Here is a 22,993-nt window from a genome sequence, read left to right as displayed (position 1 = left end):
AGGTAGATCTTGATTAACCACAAGAGAATCGGTTGAGCGAGGTGAATGTAATGGATAATGACGCCAAATTACGCCCGATATATTTAATGCAAATACTAAAAGAACGGACAGATGAAGACAATTATCTGTCCACTGCTCAGCTATGCAAAATTCTCTTTGATGAGCATGGCATGGAAACGCACCGAACGACGATCAAGAGTGATATTGAAATGCTCCAGCAGGCCGGAATCGGCATTCAGGCAACTCGCTCCACGCAGAACCTGTATAATTATATCGAGAGAGAATTTGATGACGCCGAGCTTAAACTCCTGATTGACGCCGTGGAATCCTCAAAGTTTATAACCAAAACGAAAAGTGATCAGCTCGTTTCAAAGATAAGTGCTTTGGCCGGAATTCACAAAGCCCGTGAAATGAAGAGAAACCTTGCCGTGGACGGTCGTTATAAAGCGGAAAACGAACATATCTATTACATTGTTGATGCCATCAATGACGCCATCAATCAGAAGAAAAAGATTCGTTTTCAGAAAGCCGAATACAATGTGAAGAAAGAACGTGTACTCCACCACGACGGTGAGAAATATATGTTCAGCCCTTATTCGTTGGTGTGGGACGGAGATTTTTACTATGTTATCGGCTACTCGGATAAATATCGGACCATTGGGAGCCACCGCGTAGACCGAATCGCGGAAATGCCGGAGATCCTGGATGAAGCAGCGGTTCCAGCACCGGTTGGCTTTGACATCAACAAATTCATCAATACCATGTTCAGAATGTACAATGCTCCACGAAAAGAGGTGGAGCTGGTCTGCGACAACAGTGTGATGGATGCTGTCATTGATAAGGTCGGTACGGACGCTCCGGTGTATGCATGTGATCAGCATAATTTCAGAGTGATCACAGAAGTTGCCGTCGGGCCGGTGTTCTTCAACTGGATATTCGGGTTCAGCGGAAGAGTTAAGATCAAAGGACCGGAAGACGTAAAAGAAGCTTATGCGGGGATGATTAAGGCCGCAGCCGAGTCTTTGAAGTAATACTTGATAAAACCCATATAATGGGAAATGTGCTCAATACATAGAAATGTGCCCAAGAGAAAACCCTTTCTATAATTACCCTCACCAATAGTAAAGCCGCATCTCACGATGCGGCTTTATTTTATACTTATTACTCCTGTGTCGAAAAAGACAAAATCGTTTCACACCCGGCGTTCGGCTTGCTTTTTATTGTCATTATGCCGTTATGTGCCTGCGTGATTCTGCGTACCAGCAGCAAACCTAATCCATGGCGCAGGTCAAGGCGTTCATCTGTGCTGTCCATGTAATGCGGCTTTTCCTCAAGCTCTTTTAGTTTGTCGGCGGAAAAACCAACACCGTCATCCTTTACGGAAATCGTGATCGTTTCCTCCGTACAGGTAAGCAATATGAGAATATGACAGCCCTGCGGATTATGCCCGAAGCTATTCTGTACCAGATTGTTGACTGCTCTTTTCATCAATCTTGAATCGCAGTCAAATTGTTTTGTTTCGGCGGCTTCATCTACAGATATTTCGAGAGAACAGTTTTCAGGAATTCCGGCATTCAAAACCTCCGCCACATAGGAACGAAGCAGCTTTGCCAACCGGACCGGCTCTTTGTGGAGAGGCTGCATATCGTATTCAAGCTTGGACACCAAATTCAAATCCAGCACAAGCTCTTTGATTTTTGCACTCTGCCTCTGAACGATTTGCGCTTCCTCACGAATGGAAGTGCTTGCCGCTTCATCCTGCGCAATGCGCTGTGCATATCCCATAATCATGGATAACGGCGTGCGGATATCATGAGATACGCCGCTGATCCAGTTTTCTCTTGCCTCATTTTGACGGCTTAAAATTTGCGACGCCTTATTTACGCTGGAAGCCAATTCGGACAGTTCCCCATTGGCGGCTAAGGCAGCGGGCTTTCCCTCAGCCAGCGTCTGTATGGAAGCAATGATCGGCTCAGTGTTTTTTATGATTTTATGTTTGGACAGGAAATAGGCGGCAAACAGGAGCGCAAGATCAAAAAACAGTAGGAAAGTCAAGAATACCGGCATTTTTTGGATCGCTTTGGCGGAAAAATAATTCGTTGTGAATTTTGTGTAGCTGCCCTTTGGGTAGCCCAAGACCAACAGCCCATCCTCGTCATCCCAGACAAAGACAGGGTAATCTTTGAGATACCCTTTTGAGAACAAAGCAATGTCCTGTATCGTGTAATGCTCAGGCAGCTCCGCAGGGGCTTCATACGACCACGCGGTTTCGCCGTCCTGGGTTAAGTAAATTGCCCAGATCTGATGTTCATGAAGCAGAGATTGCACCGCGGCTGTTGTTCCGCTTTCTGAGGAGGCTTCCGAAACGACTTCCAGCATATTTTGCGGGGAAGTGTAACCGTAGTCCTTCATGATCGTGCTGTGAAATGTTGCGATGAAGCATACAACATTCAAAACCAACAGAAAGATGATACAGGCGGAAAAGGACAGCAAGTACTTTGAAATATATTTGGCAAGCGATTTCATCATGTCATTTCCTTATGTTCAGCTTGTAACCAAGCCCTTTGATTGTAATCAGGGAAACCGGCTTGGACGGGTTTTGTTCGATTTTTTCCCGAACACGGTGCACATGGGCATTCAGACTGTTTTCATACCCGAAAGGATTATCGCCCCATAATGCTTCGCAAAGCGAATCGACCGTGATAATCCGCCCCTCGCTCCGCGCCAAGACCTCAAGCAGCGCGTGTTCCTTTGCGGTTAAGGGAATTACTTCACCGTCTCGAATCACTTCCGCCCGGCTGAAATCGACTGTGCAGGCGTCCAATTCGATCCGGTCGCTTTCTTCCTTGTAACAGCGGCGCAGTACCGCATAGACACGCAATAGCAGCTCCTGCGGCAGAAACGGTTTTACAATGTAATCATCTGCGCCGAGGCCAAGCCCGGAAAGCCTGTCGATGGCTTCGTCTTTGGCTGTCAGAAACATGGCGGGAATATCGGTAAAGGCTCGGATCTGCCGAAGCAACGAAAACCCGTCTCCATCCGGAAGCATAACGTCCAGAATGAGCAAATCAGGCTGTTTTTCTTTACCTATATTGGCGGCGTCCTTCACTGTGGATGCTGTCAGAATATTTGAAAATCCGTCATCCTTTAGAATGTCGGATACCATTGTTAATAGTTCCGGTTCGTCATCCACAAGCAGGATGACTTTTTCATGTAAATAATGATGTTCCATGTGAGCACCTCCATGATCATTATAACGAGAGACAGGCTATATTTCGCCTGCTTTGCACAAAAGTAAGGTAAAAGTAAGGACGCGGGAATCTGCCTGTCAGCTTGGGCGTGTACCATAGAGACATCGAAAGGAGATGTCATTATGGATCACATCATTACTACTGAGGCTCTGACAAAGAAGTATAAGAACTTCACGTCTGTCAACAATGTTTCCCTTCATATTCGCAAGGGAAGCATTTATGGGTTTCTCGGTCCCAACGGTGCGGGAAAATCCACAACTATGAAAATGCTGCTCGGCTTGACCGCACCCACGTCGGGAGCCTTTACCATCGATGGGAAGCACTTTCCGCAAGATCGGGTTGCGATTCTGAAGGAAATTGGCTCCTTTATTGAAGCCCCTTCGTTCTATGCAAACCTGACAGGACGTGAAAACCTGGACGTGATACGGCGGATTCTGGACTTGCCGAAAAGTGCCGTAGACGAAACCTTGGAAATGGTTGGACTGGACGAATTTGGCGACCGGCTGGCAAAGAAATATTCACTGGGTATGAAACAGCGTCTGGGGCTTGCAGGTGCTTTGCTCGGCAGACCTCCCATCTTGATTCTTGACGAACCGACCAACGGCCTTGACCCGTCCGGCATTCATGAAATCCGCAATTTGGTGAAATCACTCCCGAAGCTCTACGACTGTACCGTTCTGATCTCGTCCCATCTGCTTTCAGAAATCGAACTGATGGCAGACGACATCGGCATCCTGAATAACGGACGGTTGCTTTTTGAAGGGAGCATGGACTCTCTCCGGCAAAACGCGCTGCAATCCGGCTTTGCCGCCGAGAATCTGGAGGATATGTTTCTCTCTATGGTTGACAAGGATAATGCGGCCAGAAAGCAGAGGGGACAGTTATGAGGGCGCTTGCGATTGAGCTGCAAAAAGAAAAGCGAACAGGCATTATTCCGGTGATGCTTGCTGTTGGCGTTTTGGGCGCCGCATACGCTTTTCTAAACTTCATTGTCCGCAGGGATTCTCTGCTCAGCCTGCCGATGGCTCCCATGGATGTGCTGCTGACGCAGCTCTACGGGATGCTCGTGCTTCTGAATTTGCTCGGTATCGTGGTTGCGTCCTGCATGATCTACAACATGGAATTCAAAGGAAATGCGGTCAAGAAGATGTATATGCTGCCGGTCAGCGTGGTGGAAATGTATCTGTGCAAGTTTTTGATATTGACCGTGCTGCTTTTCGCCGCAGTTTTGATTGAAAACCTTACGCTGGCATTCATCGGAATCGCAAATCTGCCGCAGGGTACCTTTCAGCCGGATATGTTGGTGCGATTTGCCGGATATTCCTTCTTGACCTCTATGCCAACGGTATCGTTCATGCTGCTCGTTTCCTCACGCTGTGAAAATATGTGGATTCCGCTTGGTATCGGTGTGGCGGGTTTCTTGAGCGGTATGTCTCTTGTAAACTACCCTACAAATCTTTTGCTGATCCACCCCGTCGTTTTGATGCTGCGTCCGGCCGTTGCCATGAGCGTGGCCCCGAATCAGGTGATTTCGATTGCTGCCATCGCAGAAACCGTCATCTTCCTGCTGGGCGGACTCTGGATGGCGAAAAGCCTGCGTTATGAATAAGGAGGGATTGTATGTCATTTGTCCAGTTGCTTGGGATCGAGTTCACAAAAGTGAAGCGTTCCAAAATTGTTCCCCTGATTTTTATTGCTCCCATACTGGTCGTCGTCTCCGGCATTGCAAATCTGAGCACCTATTTCACGGCAGAATACAAAGGTGCATGGCCTGCCATGTTCATTCAAAGTGAATTGCTCTATGCTTATTATCTGCTGCCGCTTTCCATGATCGTCGTCTGCGTGATGATTGCAGGGCGTGAGACGCAGAACAACGGCATTCTGAAAATGCTGGCATTGCCGGTAAGTCGCAGGGAATTATCCCTAGCGAAGTTTTGCGTTCTGATGATTTATCTTCTGATGGAAATGGTGGTATTCCTTGTGGTGTTTATCGTGGCCGGACTTGTTGCCACCAACACAATGGGCGTTACTGAAACCCTGCCGTTTCTTTACCTGCTCAAATGGTGCGGCGGCCTCTTTTTGACCATGCTGCCATGCCTTGCGACCATGTGGGCTATTACTGTGCTGTTTGAAAAAACGCTGTTTTCCGTTGGCTTAAACCTGCTGCTTGTCATTGGCGGCATCCTGGTTGCGAACACACCGGCATGGATTCTATACCCCTATTGTTACAGCGGCTATCTGGTGTCCTGCTCGCTGCATCAGTTCTCGTCTGCGGCATCGGAGATCACATTTGAGATGATACCGTTTTTACCCTGCGCCGTTCTGGCCTTTGCGCTGGCCATCACGGTGGCAGTCACACAATTCGGAAAGAAAGAAATGAGGTAATCATTATGGAAAGCAAAAAATACAAAGCTTTGAGCTTCACCGCGCTGGTATTCAGCATTTTGCCTCTTGCGACATTCATTCCTGTTCTGCTCAAGATGACGCTTTCAGACAGCGTGCGCACAGTTTGGAGCGGCGAAAATATGGTCTGTGTCTTACTTGGGTTGATTCTCTCGATTGTCTGCGTAAAAAGCAGTGAAAGCCGGAGCGAGGCAAATGTTATATCCACGGTAATCAGTGCTTTCTGGGTACTGCTGATTGCGGGAATTCTCGCAATGGCATTGCTGCTGAACATGCTGCATTGACCGGGTACATACCAAAAGCGGCGACTCTGTTTTTTTCAGAGCCGCCACTTGGCATTTACAGAACTCATCATTTCAGAAATGATGAAAGGCTTTGCCGCTCCCATTCCCGAAGGCGGTCACACTGGGCAGGCGTATGGAACCAATGCTCGCCTTCTTCATAGACCGTGAGGTTCGCATTGTGCTTCTCGGAAAAGGCCGTGACGGTTTGGCGCGAGGTCAGGCTATCGTGCCCTGCGTAAAGAATGGAGGTCGGCGTTTTCCATCCGGTAATGGGGTGCTGCCGCACCCAGCAAAGATACGGCCAGGAAAGTGTCTGACCGAAGTTTGTCGGGATTTCTCCCTGCGCATGGAGTTCTTCTTCGGTGACGCCAGCCCAACCCATCATGTCGAGAATCAGCCGTTCCATATTAACAATGGGCGATACAAAAAGTGCTTTGCCGATAGGCTCATGCTGAAAGGCAAGCATGGAAAAATAGGCTCCGATGCTGTTTGCACGCAGAGAGATCTTACTCCAGTGCGGTTTCCACTCGGCCAGAACCGCTTGCAGCTCCGGCACCACCGTCCACGGGTCAAAGCCGCCTGCCTCCGCCTTGCGCGCGCCGTGCTGCGGTAAGTCGATACCTAAAACCTGATATCCGGCAGGAACGGCGATCTCCGAAAAAGCGGCGGCTTCTTCCTTGTTGCCGCCCTGACCATGAAGAAACAAATAGCCTTGTTCACTCGGCTCTCCATAGAGAACCGCCGGAATAGAGCCGATCTGATAAAATCCTGTTTTCATGTAACACCTCCGCGTGTAATTAATGTAAGTCAGAGAACACTACATATACTCCCTGTTTTCCTTATAATTTCCAGCTGTATACATAGAATGTACATCTTTTCATCTGTATAATTCAATCTAAATCTTACTTCAATCAGGATTGGCGGGAGCTCTGAGCATCTACAATTGGAAGCCAATATTCAACAAGTGTTCCATCATTAAGTGGATATATCTCCATTTCTGGTGCCATTGCATGAATATATCCGGATTTTTTTAGCCATTCCATATGGCAATACATTTCTGCTTTTATTAATGCCTCAGCTAAATTGTCATTGTTGGAAACATTTGAAAAAACAGCCCATTTAGCTGCCGGGACCTCAAAGGACTCCATATCCTCATACGTAGTAGATAAAGCCTCTGTTTCAGAGCAAATATAAAAATAAAACGCTCTATTATTCGGATCTTTTTCTACTCTTGAAATTCCCATAACAGCCGGTTCCATTTCTTTAGGATTTGAAATTTCCTTTAGCAAATCGACCAAACCGGTTTTGTGTGACTTATCCCAAAATTCACCAAATTCCTCATTGTGTTGTCCTGTTATCCATATTTTTTTCCCACATACTAAAAAGGCATTTTTTTCAACAATTTTAACCTTAATCATATATACCTCCACAAATTTTCATTCGTTATTCTTCCAACAAATACCCCGCAGCAAGTTCACGCTCGAAAGAGTTTTTATTATCATATAGGTATTGTTTGGCTTCATAATGATATCCTTCATGCACAAGGCAGGTTTCAAGGAAAAACAGAAAAATGCCGATGTCGATCCTGTTATAGAAGCTCACTTTGCCGGCAGGCATAATGCCTCGTTTCCCGGGCTTCCTGTAAAGGTAGATCAGGAGCTTGTTGTCCTCATGCGCAACGATCCAGGGCTGCGTATTGCAGGCGCTGGGTGCAAAACGGATGATATCGGCAAGGGGGAGAAGCTCGCCCTCCCAGATTTCAGACACCGGTTTTCGTTTCGCTTTGAACAGATCCCGGCGAAACTTTTCGGCAGGCATTTTAGAAATTGCCATCATAATGACAAACTCCATGCCCTCCGGGGCCGCCTGCTTTGGCCGCCCGATGCCGAACCACAAGGCCCCGATGTCTTTGAAAGCAAGATAAAGATCAATCTGCTCTCCTATGTAGCCGATATTGCGCAGATAATTTTCACGCGGTTCACTGTAAAACAAAATGCAGTACTGTGCGCCTCGGGTACAAGTCGTTTCGCTTTCCGGCACAATCTGAATCTCTGTGCGAATACTCTCATCCAGAGGCCTCGCTGTCCTGACAAAACTCTCAAGCTCACGAAGCTCATTCTCGGAAATTACATCGGTCTCACGGAACAGATGAAATGATTTCCGCTTGAACAGCATCTTATAATAATCCACCATACGATCATCACTTTTCATCAATATATTTTGGCACATATCTTCAACTGCTTAGAAAAGCATTATCACAAAATGCGAGGCTACCTGTGGTTCTTGATGTAATCCGCTACATCCGCATAACGCCGCAGTGAAGCGCCGCCTCTTGTTATAGTTTCTTCAATGTAATTTTCGCAGTCGTCCACGGCGTGTAAAAAGTCATCCATCTTGTTTTTATCAAAAGAAGATAACAGAGAAAATTTACGCAGCCCAAAATCATTATGCGCATTGTTCAGCTCCCATTGGAGCTTGCTTGCCCATCCGCGTACATTCATGAATTCACCTCTCCCGGCAAATCCACGAATGCGATTGAAATCCTCTGTCATTTCCTCATACCAACGGGCAAGTCCATCGGTATCCGGGGATGTATCATTGGTTTCGTTTTGCCCAAGAAACACTTTCATATTTGCCAAAAGCTGCGAGCAGAGCTGCTTAATTTCACCTGCATCGTGAGAATTGTTTACCGCATACCAAAGCTGCTCAAAGCCATCGGGACGTTTTTTGCAACTCAAAATGAACTCATATTGTCCTGTAAACGACTTCGGTATGTAAGTGCCGTTTATTGAAGCCAGCGAATGAACAAGAAAATCGCATACATAACCGCCACACATCATAACGGCTGACAAGTCTGTTTCGAGGCAGCACGCTTTGAATACGTCAAGTGCCTGGTTATAGTCGTGAACTGCTGCACGCATTGTGATGTCCGGATTATTTCTGTTAGACTCCAGTCTCGACAAACAGTCCTGATACCTCAGGACAATATTTTCATTTCGGGCATAGAGAAGTGTAGAATCGGCAAACAGCATGGTATCATAGTGTTCAAGCGCAACATACTGTTCAATTTCATCCCATGACCGGGGGTAGATGTCATATTTGCATCGACCAATTAAGAATAATGATGCCAGCTCGTAACCCCGTTTTGTGGCCGGTACAAAAATGTCAGGACGCGTGTCGTCCTCATATCCGGGAGCCTGAAGGGAGGAACAGCCCAGCACCAGATCCACATCATCAGGATATTCTTTTTCTATTTTGTCAACAAACCATTCTGTGAATTGATTGTTTGAATTTCTTTGATACCTCATTTATACCCTCAAATCATGTATTTCATCTTGCAGGCGCTTCAAAAATTTTCCCGCGTGAGCACCGTCCATTTGTGTGTGATGGAACTGAAAGGACACGGGCAAGACGGCTTTGAATCTGCGACGCCGATATTTGCCCCAGATCATAAAAGGGTTATTGTAGATGCCGCTATACATCCCGACAGCTCCGTCGATTTCCACGTTAGTAATGGCGGAAGTGCCGATGACCATACTGTCCGTTAGATCATGGTTTTCACAGCTCTCGGCGACCTGCTTTGTAAGTTTCAGGTAATCCTGATTAAACTGTGTCCGGTCATCGCTGAACGGAATATCGCAGGAGCTAACCTCACCAGCCTTGTTCATGACGATTGTGTTGACGGCAATTTGGTCATACTGCATCAATTTTTCTCCGACCGGGAGCAAATAGAACTCTGTCACATCGGAGGCTGCCTTGCCAATGCACCAGCAGAGCAGCATATTGAATTTCAGGTTGTGCTTGCGGCTTAAGCGTACCAATGGTGTTACATCCAGTGTCTTAAAGAAAGTCACCATGGAATTCGGGGCGTGCATCCATAGATCAAAAGCCGCTGCACGTTTTGTTTCTTGTGGATCAATTTCTTTTGTCATTCCCATACCTCACCTGTTTGCTATAACCATGTTTTTCTCAATCATCTCGATAAAATCAGGGTTTATCGGCTTAATGCTTCCCATTCCGCTCTGGCTATACCGTACACCTCCGTGATGTCATTTTCCTCGTCAAGGAATTCATCGACTTTTCTCATCCCAATGGAGTGTGCTGTAAAGGAGGAAGCCGTATTCGCAGATTTCATATAGGAATACACAAACCGGAACGGAGTATTAGAAAATGTCCAGTCACGGACGGAAGCAGCCGCTTCCTTTGCATAACCTTTTCGTTGACAGTCCTTGCGGATATGATATCCGATTTCGGGGCTGTACACTCCGTTAATATTCTGAATCGTTAATCCGCAGTCACCGATCATCTTTCCGTCGGACTTCAATACAACCGCCCATAAGCCAAAACCAAATATGTGGTACCGCTCGATATTTTTGACAATCCAACCACGGACACGAGTTTCATCAAATGTATAGGGGTAATGGCGCATGATATCGGAATCAGCAAGTACCGCATACAGCGCGTTATAGTCGTTTTCACGCATTTCACGCAAAAACAATCTTTCGGTTTCTATCATAACGCTATGTTACCTCCTCACATTCAAATTAGCGATTCTTTTGTTGCCATCTCTGCTGTTAGTTCCGGCAGTTTTCGTCTCCACAGATAAACCGCATATCCCACCGAGAGCAGGCTGATGACTGCACAAACGGCAATCTGGTAGCCCACAGTTTGTCCGGCTTCCTTGCTGAATGCCGCCAGTGCGTTGAACACGCCGTGAAACAGGCAGCACGGCAGCAGATGCCCGGTTTTCACCACGAACACCGAGAGCATCAAGCCGATCGCCAGTGCATAGACAAGCTGCAATAGGGTGGGTACAAGCTCCGCGCCGTTTGCGAGATTGACGATATGTCCCAGCGCAAAGGTCAAACTAGAAATCAGAATAGCAAGGCGCGTGGAGCGCTTCAAAAGCAGCTGCAGCAGATAGCCGCGAAACAGAATTTCCTCAATAAATCCGATACACAGCATAGCAATGATGTACCAGACCGTATCAAGCGGCGCGTAGCGCAGAACGGCTCCATGCCATAGATTTGCCGTGGAGACGACGATCATCGGCAGTAAAAACAGCGCCTTTCGCCACGGCATCGGCGTATGGACAGCAAAGCCAAGCCGTTCAAAATCTCTGCCCTTTGCCATACCTGCCAAAAGCAGCCCCAGAATGACGGCAGAAGGTATGATACGCCACGCCTGACCGCCGCGAGAAGCATAGATACTCTCAAACACGCTTATTACGATGACATACGCCAGAATTCGGCCGAGCACACCGAACAGTTCTGATTTTTTTCTTTCCATCGTTTTATCTCCTTTTAGCCTCTGCGGCATGAGCTTTCTATCGTATAAAACGGCGCGCTGTCAGCACGATTTTACCGCAATGTATAAATAGCAATGCGCCTTGCCATCCTTTGCGTAGTCACCCGGTACCGTACTTTCGTAGTCCGTTGTAAAAGCACGGCAGAGCTGACCGCTTCTTTTTTCTTCCCAGACCTGATTCCACGCTTTATTTGCGGCTTCCTGAATGCTCGAACCATCAAAATCGTAGGCGCGGTATTCGCCGGCCTGTACTCTTTCCTGCATCCGCGCAAAGAAATCCTCTGTTGCGGTGAAGATTGTCAGGTCGTAGGCACCCGTTTCATCTGATTCATAGTTTGCATATTTGGAGATAGGAGACAAGCCCTGCTGAAAAGCTCCGGCACTATCAAACATCAATGGAAGTTTTCCGCTGACGATGTCTTGCCAGACCTCACCCATCTTGCTCATTCCACCCTCTGAGTTGTCTGTATGAATCGTAATTTCTTTTAATAAGTAAGCCATAGTTCTTTTTCTTCTTTCATTTCATTTTCTGGTTTTACAGTACGGATGATAACAATATCCTACTTTATTCGTTTTTACGGCAGGAATCCATGCTTAAGAATCGTATTGCTGTGTTTTATAATCATCCGGCAAAAAATCACACTGGTCATCCGGTACCCCCAGTGATCTTGCGTATGCAATCATATTATCCCAGTTCTGCTTATCGGCAGCACCCTCTGTGTTTAGCAACTGATAATGAACGGGCTGGATTCCTTCGGTATTGAGTCTAAACGACTTTTCTCGAAACAACACAATCGCCTGATGATCGGTATGGGATGTAATATACCATTCCTTATGTAAGGCATTCCCCAAATTGTTCTGAAACCTTTTTACGGTTTCTTCTATCTGATTTTCTGGGATGGAAATCGTATAGATTTTCAACAAGCCAAGGAATCTTTTCCGGACGCTTACTGCTGTATATTCTTTGAGCATTTTCTTTTGTACTAAACTAACATCCAGTACTTCCGCGTGATAATTCATCCTATCTGTTCTCCATAAATTTACTTTCCTGCATGATCTGCTGCGTTCAGAGGATGGCTCCTGTTTTGCGTTAAATTATAAAATCTTCAAATCGTTTTTTTGTATCACGCATTCTTGCAAAACACCTCCTTTTCGTGCTATATAAACAATCTTGCTCTACAATTTCCGGTTTGTTGTTCTGATTTGATTTCGCCGTTCATTTGCCCAGCCGCGCGTCCGGCACGGTGACGGTCAGCCACTGACAAGAAAATCGCTTCAACCTCGGATAATTGAATAATGCTCAATTACTATTATACTTAGATTTTTTATAAAAGCAACAGAATTATTGAATATTGCTCAATTTATAGGCAAAAAACTGTCAGTGCCAGGCCCGGATGCTGACAGGCCTTTTTATTCGTCATTCGGCTGCAGCGAGATAAGCCACGTTTCAATGGCCTGCACTAAAATATACTGCTGCTGCAAAACAGCCAAGCCTGTTTCCGGGATGTCAGAAGCGTCCTCTTTCAGAGCGATGTTGTCTTCCAGATAGGATTTCAGTTCCTTCACGCCATGCTCGATGCAATCAAGACAGCGAGTTCTCAATTCCGGCGTCAGTTTATCCAGATTGACGATGACCGCATTGAAGTCCAGGAAAATATAAATCGGCTTTTCCGCGATTTCCAGCATAAGTACCTCAAATTCTTTTTTCCCGCCTCGGTGAGAGAATAGACAGCCTTCTCCGGCATCTTACCTTCCTTGACGGCAGTTCCTTCGATCAATCCTTTTTCTTCAAGCTGAAGCACCTTCTTATAGATTGCAGGTGTACTTACCTTCACCCGTTTTGAAATGTTTCGATATTCTACCAGCTTTTGAATGTCATACGCGCTTAAATCCTGATCCTTTAGCATTCCCTGCACGATTAAATCTATGGTGGCCATATTTTCTCCTTTCCCACTTGACAACTACTATAATTTATCTTGCAAAGCATGAGAGGAGAACAAAATGGATCAAAAAAACACGAAACTAGAACTGCTGGGGAGCGCCCCCATTCCGAAAGCCCTTTTGGCTTTGGGACTTCCCACAATGATAGGCATGCTGATCAACGCCCTATACAATCTGGTTGACGCCTATTTTGTAGGAGGACTTGGAACCAATCAGATGGGAGCCATTACCGTGGCCTATCCGCTTGGACAAATCGTCGTCGGTCTTGGACTGCTGTTTGGAAACGGTGCTGCGGCATATCTGTCAAGGCTGCTCGGGCGCGGAGACAAAAAGACCGCGAACAAGGTTGCCAGTACAGCGCTTTATAGCAGCGTTATCATGGGAGCATTCGTAATTCTTTGCTCTGTGATCTTCCTGAAGCCGATTCTTCGCAGGTTGGGTGCGCTGGAAGAAATGATGCCCTATGCGATTTCTTACACAAGCATTTATATCATTTTCTCAATCTTCAATGTATTCAACGTGACTATGAACAACATCGTGTCCAGTGAGGGCGCCGCAAAAACAGCGATGTGCGCATTGCTGGCTGGTGCTATTCTGAATGTGATCTTGGATCCAATTTTCATTTATACATGGAACATGGGGATTACCGGTGCGGCTATCGATACCGCTGCGTCGCAGATGGTATCCACCTGCGTCTATCTGATTTACATTTTCAAGAAAAGAAGCATTTTCAACTTCAGCATCAAGGAGTACAGCTGTACGAAAGATGTTATGCCTGAGATTTTGAAAATCGGAATTCCAACTTTGATCTTCCAGCTGCTGACCAGCCTCTCCATTTCCATGATCAACAGCGCGGCAAAAGACTATGGCGGTTCCGCGCTGGCCGCCATGGGGCCTGTGACGAAGATCCTGTCCATGGGTACGCTTGTCGTTTTCGGCTTCCTGAAGGGATTCCAGCCGATTGCCAGATACAGTTACGGAGCGAAAAAATTCGACCGTTTGAATCAAGCGATTAAAACATACATTGTATGGTCAACTATTTTTTGCCTGATCTTTGGCCTGGCCGCAGTCCTTTTCTCAGGCGGAATTGTGTCTGCCTTTACAAAAGATGATCTGCAAATGATTGAAATCGGGAAAGTGGCTCTGCGCGCCAACGGAGCAACCTTCCTTCTCTTTGGTTTCTATACCGTCTATTCGTTCCTCTTTCTTGTCATGGGAAAAGCCAAAGAAGGCTTCTTCCTGGGCGCTTGCAGACGGGGCATTTGTTTTATTCCTGTGATTCTGCTTCTTCCGCAATGGCTGGGACTTAACGGTATTCTCTTTGCACAGCCCATTGCGGACGTTCTTTCCGCTGGCATAACTGTATTTATGGCAATTCTTCTGCATCGTCAGCTGAAAGCGGAACGGGCGACTGTTCTTCCGGAAGAAAGGCCATTAGAGGTAGAGCAACAAAGCTAACAGCAGGTCGCTCAATAACACTTTTTTCAACGGAGGCTTACAAACAGCGTCTGTTGTTTTATCGTTTTCCGGAAACGCCATGCAATTCCGGCTACTATTTTTCCAGCGTCATCGGAGACGGCAAGGTGTTGTTTATTGAAGATACGCATGAAAAATGCGCGGCACTTAACTGCATGTTCAAGCATCCATCAGGAAAAGATGAAGGATTTCATGCTGAGCAGGCAAACGCTGTCTGCGTATTCAAAATCGTTTTCAAAAGCTTTTCCGGCAAAAGAAAGATAACAGAATAAGGCAGGCTCTGTTTTTTTGGATTTGTTTTCAAAAAAAAGCCTTGACTCTTACGTTCCGTAATAGTGTACGGTGTAATTGTAGTTCGAACACAACACAAAAACGAAACGAGGATTTTGGTTATGAATATAAGAGCAATCCGATCTGATAAGATCTATCGCAAAATGATCGCTGCAACAAATGAGGAAAAAGAAAACATTTACCGTTATGAGCTCATGAAGCCATTTGAATTTAAGTGGCAATGTGTAGGCATCCCACTGAAAGCAGAAACCGAAGGCGGCTACGATGTGGTAGCAGCTGCCGGAATGGGCGGCGACTATCGCCCTTCACAAATTACCGCTGAACGCGATGCAGAAATTACAAGAATCAGTGACGAGCAGTTTTGGGACGCCTGTGAAAAAAGCATTCGAGACTCCCTTGAGGGCTTTGAACGTCACGGCATTTCATTGCCTAAACAGGACTACGTTTTTACTGTTATCCTGAATGATACTCAAAATCCAATGTCTGCAATGACAGGCGATTATTGCGGTGACGGCGGCATTCCGGGATTCATTACCGGTACGATCATCCCCAATGATAAATCAATGCAAATGCTGCCGGTTGCATTGGCGCATGAAACAAATCACAATGTGCGCTGGCAGTTTATGAAATGGAGTCCTTCCGTTACCCTTGCAGATATGATCGTGTCTGAGGGGCTTGCGGAGAATTTTGCCGCCGCCATGTATGGGGAAGATAAAATCGGGAAATGGGTGGCCGAAACCAGTGCTGAAACACTGAAAGCTTTGATCAAGCCTATGATCAAAGAGAATCTGATGGAGGCTGACTTCAACAGGCTGTCGTCGTTCCTTTACGGAGATGAAATTATGGCGATGCGTGGAGGCAAGCCCATTGGTATGCCTTATTGCGGAGGATATGCCTGCGGTTATGCTTTGGTCAAGCACTATTTGAAAAAAACCGGAAAATCCGTATTTGACGCAACGATCATGCCTGCCACGGACATTTTGAAGGAAGCGGAGGATTTTTGGGATTGAAAATCAATGAAGTATCAAAGCTGACCGGTGTCACGGTACGCACCCTGCATTATTATGATGAAATCGGTTTGTTAAAGCCAAGCGAAGTTACATCGGCTGGCTACCGTCTTTATAATAATGAAACGCTGGAGACATTGCAGCAGATTCTGTTTTTCAGAGAGCTGGAATTTAGTCTGGATGATATTAAAGACATGATGTCTAATCCGCATTACGACAGGAGAGACGCCTTGACCAAACAGCGGGAACTGCTGTTGCAGAAGCGAACTCGTCTGGACGCTTTGATTCACCTGGTGGACAACACGCTAAAAGGAGAAAAGGATATGAGTTTTAAGCAATTTGACATGACAGAAATGGAAGCAACCAAGAAAAAATATGCCGCTGAGGTCAAGGCACGTTGGGGTGATACTGCGGCTTATGCCGAAAGCGAGCAAAAGGCCGGCAGCTATGTTGACGCACAGTGGAACGTTTTATCCGGTGAGGGCCAAGCGATTCTGCAGGAATTCGGCGAGTGCCGCAATCTTCAGCCTGACAGCAAGGAAGCACAAGCCTTAGTGAAAAAATGGCAGGGCTATATTAACTCCAATTTTTATAATTGTACAAGAGAGATTTTGTCCTGCCTTGGACTGATGTACGTTGGTGATGAACGGTTTACCCAAAATATTGACAAAAGCGGAGAAGGAACTGCCGCATTTATGGCTGCCGCTATTGAAATCTATTGCAGAACAAAAGAATGACGCAAAGCCGATAACCGCTCAGTGGCTATCGGCTTTGCCTTTTGATGCTTCTCTTTGGCTTTTACAGCGACTTTCGTGCTGCCTGATGATATCCATCGTGTCCATGCTTTAACCGAAAAGGGCGTTAAATTTTTTTGCCCATAAATTGAGCGTTATTCAATAATCCTATTGCATCTGTCTAAAACATGAGTATAATAATAATTGAGCGTTATTCAATTATGGGGAGGTTACGCAATATGGGCAGAAAAGCGGGTATGGAAGGAAACAAACGGGAGGATATCCTTGCCGCGGCGCAAAGCTGTTTTATGGAGCAGGGCTTTGACGGCGCCTCGGTTCGCGCGATCATGAAGCAGGCTGGCGCGGAGATTGGGCTGTTTTATTATTATTTCAAAAACAAGGACGACGCCTTCGATCAGGTGCTGGATCGTTTTTTTGCCGGATATGAGGCGGACTTTGCCCGCATTGTCAAGCACGGCAGACGAAATCCCTGCCGTGTTATGCAGGATTTTTTCGAGTACATGGAGCGGGAGACCGCTGCCTTCCGGGAAAAATATGCGGATAAAATGCACCGCACGGTGCGTTGGGCCATCCGGGAGCATACGCTTACGCTCATCGAGCCGTATCTTAAGCAGGTGGTGGAGATTCAAAGCGATTATTACGGCGTGCAGCCGCCCCTTGCGCCGCAGGTCGCCGCTCTCTATCTGACCCACGGGGTCGGCAGCGCGATTTTGCATGAGGACAGAGAGACGTACTTTGAAAATCGGTCGGAAATCAAGCGCGGCGTGAGCCTGCTCATGGGTATGCCGCTGGAGCAGCAGGCACTTCGAATCCCGGAACGGGCAACAGCGCAGGCCATTCCGGCTTGGATGGCACTGGTTTCTGCTACCCGGGAGCACTTCCCCGGTTTGAATGAAGCGGAATACGAAAAGCAGCTTGCCGAGCGCATAGAGCGCGGCGAAGCGTGGCTCTTTCGCAGCGGAGAAGAAATTGCTGCCGCGCTGCTCTATTCCAGGGAGCGGCGGGAGCTGTACTTCCTTGCCGTGTCGCCCGAATACCGCAGGCGCGGTCTTGCGCAAAAGCTGGTGGAAACGGCGGCGGCGCAGCTGCCTGTGGGAGCAGAGCTATCCGTTGTGACCTATCGTGAGGGCGATCCCACGGGCGCGGAGGCCCGCGCGTTTTATAAAGCCATGGGTTTTGCCCCGGCTGAGGAGCTGACGGCCTTTGACTATCCCTGTCAGCGCCTGACCGTCACCGTGCCGGACGCGCCGCTGGGCAGATAAAAGCATAGATCAAAGCAGCACAGCAAGCTGGAAGGAATGGGGAGAGGACCATGAAAAAGCTGTTTTTGATTGGCGGCCCAATGGGTGTGGGGAAAACCGCAGTTGCACAATGCCTCAAGGAAAAATTACCCGATGCGGTATTTCTTGACGGTGATTGGTGCTGGGATGCCAGTCCATTTTGCGTAACGGAAGAAACGAAAGACATGGTAATGAATAATATCTGCTACCTGCTGAACAGTTTTGTTCATTGTTCTGCCTATGATAACATCATATTTTGCTGGGTAATGCACGAGCAGGAAATTATCGACACGATTATCAACCGAGTGGATGTCGCAAATTGTGAAGTAAAAATTGTGTCACTGACCGCCACAAAAGAAACCCTTGCAGAAAGAATTTTGAAGGATGTTAAAAACGGTATCCGAACAGCGGATGTGCTGGACAGAAGTATCGCAAGGTTACCGCTTTATCAAAGACTCACTAGTATCAAAATAGTTACCGATGGAAAATCAATTCAAGAAGTTGCAGAGGAAATAAGCGTGCTGTAGGCACAACCTGAATTTGTGAGGAAGAGAATCATGAAGATGGAATTCAAGAAACTGACAGAAAATGAACTTGGAACCTTTATAAATATAAGAATAAACCATCTTAGAGAAGAGGGCGCAAAAGAAGATTTTGATTTAAGACCTGCTCTAATGGATTACTATGACAAACATATGAAAGATGGTTCATTTGTGTCATGGCTTGCGATAGAAGATGGCGTGATAATAGGCACAAGCGGAATGTCCATTGTTGAGAAACCACCATATTATAGATGTCAAAGTGGGAAAATGGGACTTTTATCAAGTATGTATACAAATCCAGATTATAGAAGAATGGGCATTGCGAAAGAACTTTTGAACAGAGTTATCGATGAGGCAAGGATGCAGGGATGTGGGACTATTCAAATTACTGCTTCTGATATGGGAGTTAAATTATACACTGCATACGGATTTGTTCATAATGGTAATTTTATGCAGTATAAACTGTAAGAGACCTCCCAATTGTCTATGTATGAGAAAGAATGAAAAACAGCAAACAGCCGCAGAATTTGCTGCGTGGAAAGGTTTATATATGGATTATAGGATTAGAAAAATTCAAACAGAATATTTGATGGTATGCGATTTGTCGGGAACGAAAGATCGAAATTGTAGAGGAGAAGCCCATGCTGGAAATTAAGGATTTTTCAAAAACATATCCAGGGGGAAAACGCGCAGCCGACCACGTGACGTTGACAGTCGAGGACGGTGATATCTACGGATTTATCGGCCATAACGGTGCAGGTAAGAGTACGACGATCCGCGCAGTCGTGGGCGTGATGGAGTTTGAGGAAGGCGATATCTTCATCAATGGTCATTCGATGAAGACGGAGCCGGTAGAATGTAAGCGGGAAACGGCATATATTCCGGATAATCCGGATTTATACGAGCATTTGACAGGGATACAGTATTTGAATTTTGTGGCGGATATCTTTGGGATTGACGGAACCGTCCGAGAAGAACGAATTAAAAAGTATGGGGATTTATTTGAAATTACGCCAGCGCTTGGGGATTTGATTTCGTCTTATTCGCATGGAATGAAGCAGAAGGTGGCCATCATCTCGGCACTGATCCATAAACCGAAGCTGATGGTGCTGGACGAACCGTTTGTGGGGCTGGACCCGAAAGCGTCACTGGATCTAAAAAATGTGATGCGGGAGTTGTGCGCCGGGGGCTGCAGCATTTTCTTCTCGACCCATGTGCTGGAGGTTGCGCAGAAGCTGTGCAACAAAATTGCAATCATCAAACAGGGAAAGATTGTCGCAGCCGGAACGATGGAAGAACTGACCAAAGACCAGTCGCTGGAAGATGTGTTCATGGAGGTGGCGGAGGATGTCAGGTAAATTAGGGGTGCTTTTATTGGCACAATACAGGAACCAGTCTGCCCTTCAGGCGCTCCGTTACGAGAAAGACCCAAAGAAGCGGCATCGGACGATTGGCGTGTATATTGCGCTTGCGATTGTCGCGCTGATGTTGGTGGGATATAGCTTTCTCATTGCGTATGGCTATGGATACCTAAAGATGGCGTATGTGATTCCGGGCTATTCGCTGGCCATCAGCGCAGTGATTGTACTTGTGTTTACATTTATTAAAACAAATGGATTTCTATTTGCATTTCGAGATTATGATATGTTGATGGCATTTCCGGTTTCGACACAGGTGGTAATTACATCAAAGTTTCTCTATATGTATATCAACAACTTGATTTTCAGCCTGTGTGTTATGCTTCCTATGTGTGTGGGTTATGCGATTTTTGAAAAGCCCGGCGTACTTACCTATGTAATCTGGTTGATTGGCGCCTGCTTTACGCCGCTACTGCCTATGACGATTGCGGCTGCACTTGGTGCACTGATTGCAGCAGTGGGATCACGATTTCGTTTTAAGGTGTTCGTGCAGGCAGTTTTGATTCTACTTTTGATTGCTGCAGCCATGAGCCTTAGCTTTGTGCTGAATGGTTCTGGAAGCAACGCGGAGTTTTTCCAGAGAATCGAAGATCTGGGCGAAATGATGGAAGTGCAGATTCACAAATTGTATCCGCTGTCGATTTTGTTTGAGCAGGCGGTCAATGAGAATCGTTTTCTTTCGATGCTTCTGTTTTTGGGGATATCTGTTGGACTGTATTTCGTGTTCGTTGTGGTTGTTTCAATCAAATATAAAGCGATCAACACGGCGCTGATGACGAGCAGCGGTAAATCAAACTATAAGGTCAGAAAAATGCAGTCCCACACGATTTTGCATGCGATTGTCATAAAGGAACTGAAACGCTTTACCTCATCGATTGCGTATTTAATGAATGTGGGGATGGGGATGTTCATGGCAGTGGCGGTTTCGATTGTATGTGCATTTGTTGGGATAGACAAAGCATTAGAAACAATGGGAATTGGTGTGATGCCGCAGGGGTTTGTGGCAGCAATTCCCTTTGGCGTTGCCATGATACTTACCATGACTTGTACAACCTGCGTATCATGGTCACTGGAAGGAAAAAATGTCTGGATTATGAAAAGCCTTCCCATTGAAGAAAGCATGATTTTCAAAGGGAAAATGGCGTTTAATCTGCTGCTTTTGGTTCCGGCAGCGTTAATTTGTGATATTTGCTTTACGGTTGCCTTGAAGTTAGATGTTGTGATGTTTTTGATGTATCTCATTGTTCTGTTTGCCGCGATAGCGTTTTCAACGACCTTCGGCATGTGGGCGGGCAAGAAATTTCCGAATTTTGAATGGGAGAATGAGATCGAGGTCATCAAGCAGGGCGTGACATCGCTGTTGGGGATTTTTGTGAATATGATTTTGGAACTGCTGCTTGCTGTACTGGTGTTTTTCCTGAGCGCAAAAGTGGAGGGAAAAATTTTAATGCTTGTTATTGCTGCGGCGCTGTTTGCGGTGAGTGCCAAATTGTATCGAAATATTGTTGGCGCTAACAGAAAAAAGCTTTGAAGCAAGCATTCGCAAAGAAAATTAAAATCTTGACATCGATGAAACTCTATTAAGGGAAAGGGCTGTGAATGCCATTGGTCGGATTGGGCGAGCAGATTACGATATGATGAAACCCTCTGCTAGCGCAATCATGAGGAGATGTATTAAAATGAAAACTACAAAAAGACTTATATATGAAACATTCTGTGCAATGCTGACAATTATTTTTTTCTTTTTTATTCAGGGTTCAATCGTGGTAATTCAGGGAATGGAAGGAGCCGAGGCCAAATGGACTCAAAGTATCTTCATCTGGGCATCTGCGATGATAGCAATTTTGTTTTTTCTTGTAAAAAATAAAAATGTCAGTTGTATAGGTTATGCAAGACCAAAATGGAATGCTCTTAGAAGTCTTCTGTTTTTATTACCCTTGATTTTGGTTGCTCTTTCAGGGTGCATAAATGGTGCGAGTTCTTCAAATAGGAGTTTGTTCTTTTCAAACCTGGTTTTGACATTAGGAATTGGATTTGCTGAAGAAACATACTTTAGGGGCATTATCCTTAAAAACTGGTATGAAAATCGAAGTGAAAAGAAGGCTGTTATTGTTTCAGCATTACTTTTTGGGGGAACACATTTGATGAATGTGCTTGGAGGAGCCTCTTTGGGTACGACCATATTACAGATATTCTTTGCATTGTTTTATGGTGTGATTATGGCTATTATTTTCATACGTTTAGAGAGCATTTATCCTTGTATTTTTTTACACTTTTTACATGATTTTTGTAGCTGGATAGGGAATGATGTCGATTCCAATATGGAAATCGTACTTGTAACAATTCAGACGATTGTGTTGCTTGCATATATGATTTATCTGATTAGGGTAGAAGCAAAAAACCACAGTGCTAAAACATGCGTTGACAAGATGATATCATAATTGTGAAAGAAGAAAATTAGCAGATGGATATTTACGAAAGGGCAAAGTTAGGAGAACCGATTGATACAGTAAATTCAGCAGAGTTTAAAGAAATACTATGGCCAGAAACCATGCGCAGCCGAATCCTGTGTCAGAAAATCAATGCACTGCAACCGGATGACGTCAGAGTCAGAGAACTTACCGAGGAACTATTGGAAGAAAAATTGCCAAAAAGTTCCCGCATTACGCCGCCATTCCAGATTGATCGCGGCCACCCTGTTTCCATTGGTGAGCGTGTGATGATCAACGAAGGCTTGGATGTTATGTCTCTCGGTGGCATTACCATAGAGGATGATGTGCTGTTTGGACCGCAGGTGACGATACTCACATCAAATCATGATTTCAAAAAGCATGAAATACTCATCAACAAGCCAGTCAGGATTAAAAAGCGGGCATGGATTTGTGCCAAAGCAGTCATCTGTCCGGGTGTTACGATTGGAGAAGGAGCAGTTGTTGCGGCCGGAGCTGTTGTGACCAAAGATGTTGCCCCTGATACATTGGTGGGCGGAAATCCGGCCAAGTTCATTAAGAAGATATAGAAAAAGAAGTCAACGGGAG

25 protein-coding genes and 2 pseudogenes are annotated in these 22,993 nt (G+C 45.9%); 15 read left to right on the top strand and 12 right to left on the bottom strand.

The features are described 5' to 3' along the window. Positions 1 to 50 precede the first annotated feature (50 nt). Positions 51 to 1,031, top strand: coding sequence for a WYL domain-containing protein (locus LKE53_09675; GenBank protein ID MCH3973008.1), 981 nt, complete (start codon positions 51 to 53; stop codon positions 1,029 to 1,031). A gap of 130 nt (positions 1,032 to 1,161) precedes the next feature. Here the strand turns inward: LKE53_09675 and LKE53_09670 are convergent, their stop codons facing one another. Both LKE53_09670 and LKE53_09665 read right to left on the bottom strand, forming a co-directional pair. Continuing rightward, positions 1,162 to 2,526 (bottom strand): HAMP domain-containing histidine kinase, encoded by a 1,365-nt coding sequence (locus LKE53_09670; GenBank protein MCH3973007.1) that lies wholly within the window; start codon positions 2,524 to 2,526, stop codon positions 1,162 to 1,164. Between the two features lie 4 nt (positions 2,527 to 2,530). Beyond that, positions 2,531 to 3,232 carry a response regulator transcription factor gene (locus tag LKE53_09665; GenBank protein ID MCH3973006.1) on the bottom strand — a complete coding sequence of 234 codons (702 nt, stop codon included), beginning with the start codon at positions 3,230 to 3,232 and terminating at the stop codon, positions 2,531 to 2,533. Between the two features lie 141 nt (positions 3,233 to 3,373). On the opposite strand from LKE53_09665, the gene LKE53_09660 reads away from it, so the two are divergent. The 4 genes from LKE53_09660 to LKE53_09645 are packed head-to-tail and all read left to right on the top strand — an operon-like array spanning position 3,374 to position 5,938. Next, a complete protein-coding gene (locus tag LKE53_09660; protein MCH3973005.1) occupies positions 3,374 to 4,138 on the top strand; it encodes an ABC transporter ATP-binding protein in 765 nt (254 codons plus the stop codon). Next, the gene (locus tag LKE53_09655) at positions 4,135 to 4,860 is read left to right on the top strand and encodes an ABC transporter permease (GenBank protein MCH3973004.1); all 726 of its coding nucleotides are present in this window, start codon (positions 4,135 to 4,137) and stop codon (positions 4,858 to 4,860) included. The genes LKE53_09660 and LKE53_09655 overlap by 4 nt, the downstream gene beginning before the upstream one ends. A gap of 11 nt (positions 4,861 to 4,871) precedes the next feature. Continuing rightward, positions 4,872 to 5,636: an ABC transporter permease gene (locus LKE53_09650; protein MCH3973003.1), complete on the top strand. Its 765-nt coding sequence runs from the start codon at positions 4,872 to 4,874 to the stop codon at positions 5,634 to 5,636. 5 nt (positions 5,637 to 5,641) lie between these two features. Then, positions 5,642 to 5,938 carry a hypothetical protein gene (locus LKE53_09645; protein ID MCH3973002.1) on the top strand — a complete coding sequence of 99 codons (297 nt, stop codon included), beginning with the start codon at positions 5,642 to 5,644 and terminating at the stop codon, positions 5,936 to 5,938. A 67-nt stretch (positions 5,939 to 6,005) separates the two neighbouring features. Here the strand turns inward: LKE53_09645 and LKE53_09640 are convergent, their stop codons facing one another. The 10 genes and pseudogenes from LKE53_09640 to LKE53_09595 all read right to left on the bottom strand — a co-directional run bounded on the left by LKE53_09640 (position 6,006) and on the right by LKE53_09595 (position 13,182). Next, on the bottom strand, positions 6,006 to 6,716 hold the full coding sequence (locus LKE53_09640) for an alpha/beta hydrolase (GenBank protein ID MCH3973001.1): 711 nt from the start codon (positions 6,714 to 6,716) through the stop codon (positions 6,006 to 6,008). A 133-nt stretch (positions 6,717 to 6,849) separates the two neighbouring features. After that, positions 6,850 to 7,356: an effector binding domain-containing protein gene (locus LKE53_09635; protein ID MCH3973000.1), complete on the bottom strand. Its 507-nt coding sequence runs from the start codon at positions 7,354 to 7,356 to the stop codon at positions 6,850 to 6,852. Positions 7,357 to 7,381: 25 nt separating this feature from the next. Continuing rightward, entirely contained in the window at positions 7,382 to 8,167 is a 786-nt protein-coding gene (locus LKE53_09630) for a nitroreductase (GenBank protein ID MCH3972999.1), read from the bottom strand. Positions 8,168 to 8,208: 41 nt separating this feature from the next. Continuing rightward, a complete protein-coding gene (locus tag LKE53_09625; GenBank protein MCH3972998.1) occupies positions 8,209 to 9,246 on the bottom strand; it encodes a hypothetical protein in 1,038 nt (345 codons plus the stop codon). Further along, the gene (locus LKE53_09620) at positions 9,247 to 9,870 is read right to left on the bottom strand and encodes a CatA-like O-acetyltransferase, family 2 (GenBank protein ID MCH3972997.1); all 624 of its coding nucleotides are present in this window, start codon (positions 9,868 to 9,870) and stop codon (positions 9,247 to 9,249) included. Positions 9,871 to 9,932: 62 nt separating this feature from the next. Next, positions 9,933 to 10,454 (bottom strand): GNAT family N-acetyltransferase, encoded by a 522-nt coding sequence (locus tag LKE53_09615; protein ID MCH3972996.1) that lies wholly within the window; start codon positions 10,452 to 10,454, stop codon positions 9,933 to 9,935. Positions 10,455 to 10,477: 23 nt separating this feature from the next. Beyond that, the gene (locus LKE53_09610) at positions 10,478 to 11,227 is read right to left on the bottom strand and encodes a CPBP family intramembrane metalloprotease (GenBank protein ID MCH3972995.1); all 750 of its coding nucleotides are present in this window, start codon (positions 11,225 to 11,227) and stop codon (positions 10,478 to 10,480) included. 60 nt (positions 11,228 to 11,287) lie between these two features. Then, the gene (locus LKE53_09605; GenBank protein ID MCH3972994.1) at positions 11,288 to 11,746 is read right to left on the bottom strand and encodes an AraC family transcriptional regulator; all 459 of its coding nucleotides are present in this window, start codon (positions 11,744 to 11,746) and stop codon (positions 11,288 to 11,290) included. Between the two features lie 93 nt (positions 11,747 to 11,839). Further along, complete coding sequence (locus tag LKE53_09600; protein MCH3972993.1) at positions 11,840 to 12,265, bottom strand: hypothetical protein; 426 nt, start codon at positions 12,263 to 12,265, stop codon at positions 11,840 to 11,842. 390 nt (positions 12,266 to 12,655) lie between these two features. After that, positions 12,656 to 13,182 (bottom strand): annotated as a pseudogene (locus LKE53_09595) (PadR family transcriptional regulator). A gap of 64 nt (positions 13,183 to 13,246) precedes the next feature. On the opposite strand from LKE53_09595, the gene LKE53_09590 reads away from it, so the two are divergent. The 10 genes and pseudogenes from LKE53_09590 to LKE53_09545 all read left to right on the top strand — a co-directional run bounded on the left by LKE53_09590 (position 13,247) and on the right by LKE53_09545 (position 22,947). Continuing rightward, positions 13,247 to 14,644 (top strand): MATE family efflux transporter, encoded by a 1,398-nt coding sequence (locus LKE53_09590; GenBank protein MCH3972992.1) that lies wholly within the window; start codon positions 13,247 to 13,249, stop codon positions 14,642 to 14,644. Positions 14,645 to 15,054: 410 nt separating this feature from the next. Further along, entirely contained in the window at positions 15,055 to 15,963 is a 909-nt protein-coding gene (locus LKE53_09585; GenBank protein ID MCH3972991.1) for a DUF2268 domain-containing protein, read from the top strand. Beyond that, entirely contained in the window at positions 15,960 to 16,697 is a 738-nt protein-coding gene (locus tag LKE53_09580; GenBank protein MCH3972990.1) for a MerR family transcriptional regulator, read from the top strand. The genes LKE53_09585 and LKE53_09580 overlap by 4 nt, the downstream gene beginning before the upstream one ends. Before the next feature lie 236 nt (positions 16,698 to 16,933). Continuing rightward, on the top strand, positions 16,934 to 17,977 hold the full coding sequence (locus LKE53_09575) for a GNAT family N-acetyltransferase (protein ID MCH3972989.1): 1,044 nt from the start codon (positions 16,934 to 16,936) through the stop codon (positions 17,975 to 17,977). Between the two features lie 50 nt (positions 17,978 to 18,027). Further along, on the top strand, positions 18,028 to 18,522 hold the full coding sequence (locus LKE53_09570) for an AAA family ATPase (GenBank protein MCH3972988.1): 495 nt from the start codon (positions 18,028 to 18,030) through the stop codon (positions 18,520 to 18,522). Positions 18,523 to 18,552: 30 nt separating this feature from the next. Next, complete coding sequence (locus tag LKE53_09565; GenBank protein MCH3972987.1) at positions 18,553 to 19,005, top strand: GNAT family N-acetyltransferase; 453 nt, start codon at positions 18,553 to 18,555, stop codon at positions 19,003 to 19,005. Positions 19,006 to 19,178: 173 nt separating this feature from the next. Next, positions 19,179 to 19,895 (top strand): ABC transporter ATP-binding protein, encoded by a 717-nt coding sequence (locus LKE53_09560; GenBank protein MCH3972986.1) that lies wholly within the window; start codon positions 19,179 to 19,181, stop codon positions 19,893 to 19,895. Beyond that, a complete protein-coding gene (locus LKE53_09555; protein ID MCH3972985.1) occupies positions 19,885 to 21,486 on the top strand; it encodes a hypothetical protein in 1,602 nt (533 codons plus the stop codon). The genes LKE53_09560 and LKE53_09555 overlap by 11 nt, the downstream gene beginning before the upstream one ends. Positions 21,487 to 21,634: 148 nt before the next feature. Beyond that, positions 21,635 to 22,396, top strand: a complete 762-nt coding sequence (locus tag LKE53_09550; GenBank protein ID MCH3972984.1) for a CPBP family intramembrane metalloprotease — start codon at positions 21,635 to 21,637, stop codon at positions 22,394 to 22,396. A 434-nt stretch (positions 22,397 to 22,830) separates the two neighbouring features. Then, a pseudogene (locus LKE53_09545) lies at positions 22,831 to 22,947 on the top strand (sugar O-acetyltransferase). Positions 22,948 to 22,993 lie beyond the last annotated feature (46 nt).

The organism is Oscillospiraceae bacterium (assembly GCA_022483045.1).
GTDB lineage: Bacteria > Bacillota > Clostridia > Oscillospirales > Acutalibacteraceae > Caproicibacterium.
This window is presented reverse-complemented; position numbering and strand designations above follow the sequence as displayed.

Bases quoted from the DNA above. Each gene is read 5' to 3' on its own strand.
- LKE53_09675 (MCH3973008.1), top strand. From the start codon at position 51: ATGGATAATGACGCCAAATTACGCCCGATATATTTAATGCAAATACTA.
- LKE53_09670 (MCH3973007.1), bottom strand. From the start codon at position 2,526: ATGAAATCGCTTGCCAAATATATTTCAAAGTACTTGCTGTCCTTTTCC.
- LKE53_09665 (MCH3973006.1), bottom strand. From the start codon at position 3,232: ATGGAACATCATTATTTACATGAAAAAGTCATCCTGCTTGTGGATGAC.
- LKE53_09660 (MCH3973005.1), top strand. From the start codon at position 3,374: ATGGATCACATCATTACTACTGAGGCTCTGACAAAGAAGTATAAGAAC.
- LKE53_09655 (MCH3973004.1), top strand. From the start codon at position 4,135: ATGAGGGCGCTTGCGATTGAGCTGCAAAAAGAAAAGCGAACAGGCATT.
- LKE53_09650 (MCH3973003.1), top strand. From the start codon at position 4,872: ATGTCATTTGTCCAGTTGCTTGGGATCGAGTTCACAAAAGTGAAGCGT.
- LKE53_09645 (MCH3973002.1), top strand. From the start codon at position 5,642: ATGGAAAGCAAAAAATACAAAGCTTTGAGCTTCACCGCGCTGGTATTC.
- LKE53_09640 (MCH3973001.1), bottom strand. From the start codon at position 6,716: ATGAAAACAGGATTTTATCAGATCGGCTCTATTCCGGCGGTTCTCTAT.
- LKE53_09635 (MCH3973000.1), bottom strand. From the start codon at position 7,356: ATGATTAAGGTTAAAATTGTTGAAAAAAATGCCTTTTTAGTATGTGGG.
- LKE53_09630 (MCH3972999.1), bottom strand. From the start codon at position 8,167: ATGTGCCAAAATATATTGATGAAAAGTGATGATCGTATGGTGGATTAT.
- LKE53_09625 (MCH3972998.1), bottom strand. From the start codon at position 9,246: ATGAGGTATCAAAGAAATTCAAACAATCAATTCACAGAATGGTTTGTT.
- LKE53_09620 (MCH3972997.1), bottom strand. From the start codon at position 9,870: ATGACAAAAGAAATTGATCCACAAGAAACAAAACGTGCAGCGGCTTTT.
- LKE53_09615 (MCH3972996.1), bottom strand. From the start codon at position 10,454: ATGATAGAAACCGAAAGATTGTTTTTGCGTGAAATGCGTGAAAACGAC.
- LKE53_09610 (MCH3972995.1), bottom strand. From the start codon at position 11,227: ATGGAAAGAAAAAAATCAGAACTGTTCGGTGTGCTCGGCCGAATTCTG.
- LKE53_09605 (MCH3972994.1), bottom strand. From the start codon at position 11,746: ATGGCTTACTTATTAAAAGAAATTACGATTCATACAGACAACTCAGAG.
- LKE53_09600 (MCH3972993.1), bottom strand. From the start codon at position 12,265: ATGAATTATCACGCGGAAGTACTGGATGTTAGTTTAGTACAAAAGAAA.
- LKE53_09590 (MCH3972992.1), top strand. From the start codon at position 13,247: ATGGATCAAAAAAACACGAAACTAGAACTGCTGGGGAGCGCCCCCATT.
- LKE53_09585 (MCH3972991.1), top strand. From the start codon at position 15,055: ATGAATATAAGAGCAATCCGATCTGATAAGATCTATCGCAAAATGATC.
- LKE53_09575 (MCH3972989.1), top strand. From the start codon at position 16,934: ATGGGCAGAAAAGCGGGTATGGAAGGAAACAAACGGGAGGATATCCTT.
- LKE53_09570 (MCH3972988.1), top strand. From the start codon at position 18,028: ATGAAAAAGCTGTTTTTGATTGGCGGCCCAATGGGTGTGGGGAAAACC.
- LKE53_09565 (MCH3972987.1), top strand. From the start codon at position 18,553: ATGAAGATGGAATTCAAGAAACTGACAGAAAATGAACTTGGAACCTTT.
- LKE53_09560 (MCH3972986.1), top strand. From the start codon at position 19,179: ATGCTGGAAATTAAGGATTTTTCAAAAACATATCCAGGGGGAAAACGC.
- LKE53_09555 (MCH3972985.1), top strand. From the start codon at position 19,885: ATGTCAGGTAAATTAGGGGTGCTTTTATTGGCACAATACAGGAACCAG.
- LKE53_09550 (MCH3972984.1), top strand. From the start codon at position 21,635: ATGAAAACTACAAAAAGACTTATATATGAAACATTCTGTGCAATGCTG.